The sequence below is a fragment of the Streptomyces sp. NPDC031210 genome (assembly GCF_055570395.1).
Map to the genome: position 1 here is coordinate 129,164 of NZ_JBVIHH010000004.1, position 4,658 is coordinate 133,821.

Below are 4,658 nucleotides of genomic sequence, written 5' to 3' on the forward strand. Positions count from 1 at the left end.
TTTTTTTTTTTGTTTGGGCTGCGTCCAACAAAGGCCCTACTCCCCCCTAAAGAAAAAGAAAAAGAACGAGCGAGCGGCGCCGGCGGAAACCACCCCTCCCCCCCCCCCCCCCCACCGGAAGGGGTGAACAGGCGTGACTTTCCGCCCCCGGGGGCGTTTCGGCGCGCTATGTGAGCGCTACACCACCGTGTGTAGCACCCGTCGGCCGGCGAGGGACGCCGCGCGCCCCTCCGGGCGGGTCAGCTCCGGCCGGGATACGGCCAGGAGTTGGGGCGGCAGGTCGCCCCGTCCGTCGTGAGGAACTTCGTCTGCTGCATCATCACCGGGGCCAGGGCGCCCTGGCGGGAACAGCCCTCGTGGTTGTGCCCGAGCCGGTGGCCGACCTCGTGGTTGATCAGCATCTGGCGGTAGGCGAGCATCTTGTCGTGGCCGTAGGTCCGGGCGCCCTGCGCCCAGCGGTAGGCGTTGATCATGACGCGGTCGGTGGCCGCCGAGTCGCAGGAGACGTTGTCCTCGGTGGTGTCCAGACCGGATTTCGCGCACCACTTGGCGGTGGTGCCCGGGCTGGCCAGGGAGATCACGAAATCGGCGTCGCCCGAGCCCACCCGCTGGAAGGTCCGCTGCCCACCGTGCGCCCAGCTCCGCTCGTCGTTGAGGGTCTTGTGGACCGCCTCGGCGAACAGCTCGCCGTCCAGGGGCAGTCCCTCTTCCACATCGACGCGGTAGCGCAGCACCTGCCCGCGGCCGGGCGCCTTGGCGTCGCCGCCGGTGGCCTTGAACCGGCCGCTGGCGGTCATCTTGGCGTCCAGGGGGAAGACCTGCGTCATCTTCTCGGCGTACGAGGCGGGCTTGGCGTCCTGGGTGGGGCGGGCCTGTGAGCGGGACGCGTCGTCGTCGACGCCGTCGGGCCGGTCCTGGCCGCTGTGCGTCCGCGCCGCGTCGCCCTCCTGCTGCTGGTCGGCGACCTGGCCGGCGATGACCACGGCGAGGACGGTGGTCACGGCGGCGGCGGCCGCACCGGTGAACGTCCGGCCCTTGGCGCCCTTCTTGGCGGTAAGCGCCCGGTCGGCGCCGGTCCCGGGGCCGTCCGCACCGTCCTCCGGCGCGCCGGAGTCCGGGCCGTCCTCGGCGAGCGCCGCGTACCGGTCGTCGTCCGCGCCCTCGCGCTCGAAGACCACCGACCGGCCGGTGAACCGGCCGCCGGGCGGCACCGCCCCGCCCATGCCGTCCGGGCCCGCGCCGTACGGTCCGGCTTCGGGGCCCGGCGTGCCGCCCCGCGACGTCTCACTCCCGGGGAACGGCCCACCGGCCGGCGTCCCGGCCCCGTCGGCGAAGGCGTCGACGTAGTCGCGCCGCGGCCCCGGCCCGCCGCCGCGCGGCGCGAGCGGCGCGCCGACGGGTCCGACACCGGGCAGGCCGGTACCGCCGACCGCCGCGCCATAGGACGGACCGTCGGCCGCCACCGGGCCGCCGACGGGCCCGCCGAGCGTCCCGCCGGCCGGTCCGAAGCCGGTCACACCGGCCGCGCCCGCCGCACCGAAGCGCGGCGCGCGGCCCACGCCCTCCTGACCGGCCGCCCTCGGCCTGGGGACCCTCGGCCCCTCGCCGGGCGCGGGCGGCGAGGGCGGCGCGCCCCAGCCACCGCCCGGCTCACGCTGTTCGGGATGGCCACCGCGCACGCCGGCGCCAAAAACCCCGCCGCCGTCCGCGCCGCCACCATGCGCCTCGCCGCCGCCTGGTCCGCGCCGCCGGCGCCCCGGCCCGGGAGGCGAGCCGTCACCAGGGGCGCCGGGCGGCAGTCCCGGTCCGGTGCGTTGGTCCGGTACGCCCGTGCCCGGCGTGTCCGTCGCGTTCTCCGGCCGGCCTCGGCGGCTATGGCGTCCCACTGGGCCTGTCAGCTCCTGCTCGCGTCGGCGGTCATCTCGGTCCCGGCGCTGTCGAGCAGCTCGCGGATGGCGCGCGCCACCGTCTCGGGATATTCCATCATCGCCACGTGCCCCGCCTCCGGAAGCGTCAGCAACCGCGCACCGCGGAACGCCGCGGCGGCCCGCCGTGCCATCCGGGAGGAGACCAGGCGGTCGCGCCCACCGTAGACGAGAAGCGTGGGGGCGAGTACCCGCTCTGCCTGACGCCACAAATTGTGCTGTCCGCCGAGCGTGTAGGCGTTCACCAGGCCCCGCGTCGAGCGCTCCATGACCTCCCAGAAATAGGGGAGTTCGAGCCGTCGCGCGTATTCCTCGACGGCGGCGTCCAGCCCCTCCGGGGTCACCCTGGCGGGGTCGCCGTAGCAGAGCGCGAGCACCTCGCGGGTGCGGCGCTCGGGCGTCCAGTCCTGCGTGAGTCTTTTGAACAACCGGGCGACCCCGGGGACGGCGAGCAGCGCGGTCGGCACGGCCGTGCGCTGCGGCCGCAGCTCGGGGAGCGCGGGCGAGATCAGGGTCAGGGTGCCCACCAGGTCGGGGCGCGCGGCCGCGACCCGGGTCGCGGCGGCGCCGCCCATGGAGGTGCCGATGAGGTGGACGGGACCGCCGCCGCGGGCGTCGAGATAGCCGATGACGGCCCTGGCCTGCGCGGAGACGGAGTAGGCGCCGTCGGCGGGGGGCGGTGCGTGCCCGAAGCCGGGCAGATCGAGCGCCTCGCCGTCCAGCCGGTCGGCGAGCAGCGGCATGAGCGCCGACCAGTTCTGCGAGGAGCCGCCCAGTCCGTGGACGTACAGCGCGCGCTCCCGGGGGCGGTGGTCGCCGTCCCGTTCCGGGGGTGCGGCGGCCGGGGCCCGTACGACGACCGTCAGACCGGGCAGGGCCACCGAGCGCACTGTCTCGGCCGCGGCCGGCCCGGAGCCGGGGCCGGGGCCGGGGCCGGCTGGTGGCACCGGGAGGGCGGTCCGGGTGTCCGGCGACTCGGTCGAAGACATGCGGTCGATGTTACGAGATGATCACGCCCGGGTTTGTGTGTCCGCGGTCACAGACCGCATCGCGCCCGCCTCTCCTCTCTCCTAGGCTCGTAGGCAGGGCGAGCCGCCCGGTCCCTGCTGCCTGCCAAGGCACGAGCCGAGAACAGCGAGAAAGGGAGCCACCATGCCCGTCGACCCGACCGACCCGGACACTTTCGAGGACGAGGAGGACGCCAACGGCGTGACGGAGATCGATGTGGAGGCACCGGAGAACGACGCCGTGGAACAGGCCGCCGATGTCGCACCGCGCCACGACGATCCGCTGACCGGAGTCGATCCGGGCTCCGCGAACGAGGCGGACCGCGCCGAGCAGGCGCGCGTCGTGGAACTCAACGAAGACGAATACCGATGACCTGGGATGCTATGTCGGCTTACGACAGCGCCGCCGGGCAATATTTCTCGCCTCGGACGACGCACAGCCGGGTTACCCAAAAGTACGATGGCGGGCGCGACGCACCATCTTGTGTGCGCCGCGTACGGAACGACTTCTGGGAGGCAGCGTGAGCGCCATCGAGCAGACCGAGGCGGCGCGCCCGCGGGGCACACGCCTGCCACGCCGAGCCCGACGCAATCAGCTTCTGGGCGCCGCCCAGGAGGTTTTTGTCGCGCAGGGCTACCACGCGGCCGCGATGGACGACATCGCCGAACGGGCCGGGGTCAGCAAGCCGGTGCTCTACCAGCACTTCCCCGGCAAGCTGGACCTCTACCTCGCCCTCCTCGACCAGCACTGCGAGTCGCTGCTGCAGTCGGTGCGGACGGCGCTGGCGTCGACGTCCGACAACAAGCAGCGGGTCGCGGCCACGATGGACGCCTACTTCGCGTACGTCGAGGACCCGGGCGGTGCGTTCCGCCTCGTCTTCGAGTCGGACCTGACCAACGAGCCGGCGGTCCGCGAGCGCGTGGACAAGGTCTCTTTGGAGTGCGCCGAGGCCATCAGCGCGGTGATCGCCGAGGACACCGGTCTCTCGCGCGACGAGTCGATGCTGCTGGCCGTGGGCCTGGGCGGCGTTTCGCAGGTGGTGGCGCGCTACTGGCTCTCGTCCGGGAGCAAGGTGCCGCGCGACACGGCCGTGCAGTTGCTGACCTCGCTGGCCTGGAAGGGCATCGCCGGATTCCCGCTGCACGGCAGCGAGCCGCACTGACCGGTTCCGGCGGCGGACGGCCGGCGGCGGACGTGTTCGCTGCGGGCGTGGCCCATGGCGTCCTGTCGGTCCCCGCGCCGGGCTAATGTGTGCTGCGTACGGCGCGGATCACCGCGCATCTTCCCTCAGCGATGCTGGGGGACCCCCAGACCGTCGGAGGGACATAAGCCGTGGAGGTCAAGATCGGCGTGCAGCACGCGCCCCGCGAGATCGTTCTGGAGAGCGGGCAGTCTGCCGAAGAGGTCGAGCGTGCGGTGGCTGACGCACTGGGCGGCAAGTCGCAGCTTCTGAGCCTGGTGGACGAACACGGTCGCAAGGTCCTGGTCCCGGCGGACCGGCTGGCCTACGTGGAGATCGGCGAGCAGACCGTCCGCAAGGTCGGATTCGGCGCGCTCTGAGGGGGGCGCCGCGCACGGCGCCCGCTGATGGCTGACGAGCGGCGGCCCGGAGAACTTCTCTCCGGGCCGCCGCTCGTGTGTTTGCGCCTCCCCCCCAACCCGAAGAGGGGTATTTCGGGGAAAAAGGGTCTTTTTCCTTTTTTAGTCTTCGTTTTTTTCGTTCTC

At 72.9% G+C, this 4,658-nt stretch carries 5 protein-coding genes; 3 read left to right on the forward strand and 2 right to left on the reverse strand.

Translation table 11 applies throughout. The features are described 5' to 3' along the window. Positions 1-239: 239 nt before the first annotated feature. Positions 240-1,559 (reverse strand): DUF3152 domain-containing protein, encoded by a 1,320-nt coding sequence (locus ACZ45Z_RS10060; protein WP_468359036.1) that lies wholly within the window; start codon positions 1,557-1,559, stop codon positions 240-242. A gap of 335 nt (positions 1,560-1,894) precedes the next feature. After that, positions 1,895-2,914 (reverse strand): alpha/beta fold hydrolase, encoded by a 1,020-nt coding sequence (locus ACZ45Z_RS10065; protein ID WP_468359040.1) that lies wholly within the window; start codon positions 2,912-2,914, stop codon positions 1,895-1,897. Positions 2,915-3,077: 163 nt separating this feature from the next. Between ACZ45Z_RS10065 and ACZ45Z_RS10070 the strand changes: the two genes are divergently transcribed. The 3 genes from ACZ45Z_RS10070 to ACZ45Z_RS10080 all read left to right on the forward strand — a co-directional run bounded on the left by ACZ45Z_RS10070 (position 3,078) and on the right by ACZ45Z_RS10080 (position 4,493). After that, positions 3,078-3,305, forward strand: coding sequence for a hypothetical protein (locus ACZ45Z_RS10070; protein WP_468359043.1), 228 nt, complete (start codon positions 3,078-3,080; stop codon positions 3,303-3,305). Positions 3,306-3,453: 148 nt separating this feature from the next. Beyond that, a complete protein-coding gene (locus tag ACZ45Z_RS10075; RefSeq protein WP_468359046.1) occupies positions 3,454-4,095 on the forward strand; it encodes a TetR/AcrR family transcriptional regulator in 642 nt (213 codons plus the stop codon). 170 nt (positions 4,096-4,265) lie between these two features. Beyond that, positions 4,266-4,493, forward strand: coding sequence for a DUF3107 domain-containing protein (locus tag ACZ45Z_RS10080; protein ID WP_468359049.1), 228 nt, complete (start codon positions 4,266-4,268; stop codon positions 4,491-4,493). Positions 4,494-4,658: the final 165 nt, after the last annotated feature.

What these genes read in the sequence shown, in the direction of transcription:
- ACZ45Z_RS10070 (WP_468359043.1), top strand. Translation starts at nt 3,078, where the DNA reads ATGCCCGTCGACCCGACCGACCCGGACACTTTCGAGGACGAGGAGGAC.
- ACZ45Z_RS10065 (WP_468359040.1), bottom strand. Translation starts at nt 2,914, where the DNA reads ATGTCTTCGACCGAGTCGCCGGACACCCGGACCGCCCTCCCGGTGCCA.